This window comes from Silvimonas sp. (assembly GCF_031291215.1).
Classification (GTDB): Bacteria; Pseudomonadota; Gammaproteobacteria; order Burkholderiales; family Chitinibacteraceae; genus Silvimonas; species Silvimonas soli.
Genome location: NZ_JARLJK010000069.1, coordinates 1 through 1,378, shown reverse-complemented (window position 1 = coordinate 1,378; position 1,378 = coordinate 1). Strand labels below are relative to the sequence as shown.

Genomic DNA, 1,378 nt, shown 5'->3' with positions numbered 1-1,378 from the left:
GGCCCTGAGGTTTCCCCTCATATTCAGCTTCGTCGCAGCGGTGGATCAGCATACAGCGGCGGCGGTTCTGACAGCAGATCCAATGCTTGAGTGAGTTCACGGCAAGCAAACCGAATGGTTTCGTCGGCCAGGGCCATCCAGCCCAGCGTGACCACCGACATGGAGCGTCGTTTGCGATTGCCGTGAGACTGGAACTGCAACTCCAGTTTTTTGCGATAGGCCAGATTGCCGGCGATCCAGGCCAGCAACACCGCCAAGGCATTGACCAACAGTAGTACCGCGATGCGCCCGGCAGTGCGGCTGCGGCTGTCCTCGAATCCGAATCCGAACTGACGCGACTTGAGCACCCGGAAGGTTTGCTCGATACGCATGCGAGTGCGGTAGATGCTGACGACCTCCAGGGCACATAGATCAGTCAGAGATAACGACGCTGCCAATAGCCAGGGTTCCCGCTCGCGATTGGCGCACTTGTTCGACTCATTGCTGCAACGACGCTGGCCGCGCAGTGTTTTGCTGCTGCGGCCCTTGGGCGGCTTGTGGTAGAGGAACAATGCACAGTCCACCGGACGCGCGCGGACCATCTGGCCGACGCCTAGTGCGACCGGCGTCGCCGTGGCCCGAGCAAACCACCGTTTGCATGGCAACCAACGCCCCGGTTTGACCGACACGAATGTGCGGCCGCGCACCCTGCCCACCCAATGCCAGCCGAGCTTCTGCACTTGTACAAACCACGGGCCGCGAAAGCCGGCATCGGTGACGATGATCGGGCATACGCCTTCCCACAGCATGGATTTGAGCGTCAGTAGAAACTCCCGCTCTACCTGCGGCGAGTTCTGCCGCTTCATCGGATGGATTTCCTCGTACAACACCAGCGCATGGCGATGCGTCCACAGGGTTGCCCGCAACAGCAGCAGGCTACGATCGGGCTTCAGATCGGACCAGTCCACCAGGATGATCGGTTCGGAGCCAATGGCGATCAGCTTCTTGCACAGCATCTGGTAGAAGCACACCCGCTGCGCCTGGAACCAGCGATTGCCGAGCAGGCGGTCGATCCGTTTGATGCGATGCCTCACCGTCGTTGCCGATTCCAGGCCGCGCGCCAGCTCCGACAAGCTCAAGCGTCGCTTGCGCAAGCAACTGCCAACCGCGGCGATCAGTACCGACAGGCGCTTTTCGTGCAGCGTGGGAATGTAACGGCGCAGCAAATCTTGCAATACTATGATTGCGTGCATGGCACGGGCTCCTCTGGTGGTTTGGCGACTCCCAGAAGAGAAAAAAGCCGTGCCATGCGCGCGCTTCCATGCGCGGTTTTACCGTGATGCTATTTGCTAAGCGAATGAAAGAAAAGACGTTTGCGGGAATTTATGAGGGGAAACCT

The 1,378-nt window shown here is 59.7% G+C and carries 1 protein-coding gene; it reads right to left on the bottom strand.

Annotated elements, in window-relative coordinates; genetic code table 11:
• Positions 1-23 precede the first annotated feature (23 nt).
• Positions 24-1,232, bottom strand: a complete 1,209-nt coding sequence (locus P4L78_RS09865) for an IS4 family transposase (RefSeq protein WP_309327846.1) — start codon at positions 1,230-1,232, stop codon at positions 24-26.
• Positions 1,233-1,378 lie beyond the last annotated feature (146 nt).

Coding starts and splice junctions, on each gene's coding strand:
- P4L78_RS09865 (WP_309327846.1), bottom strand. CDS start 1,232: ATGCACGCAATCATAGTATTGCAAGATTTGCTGCGCCGTTACATTCCC.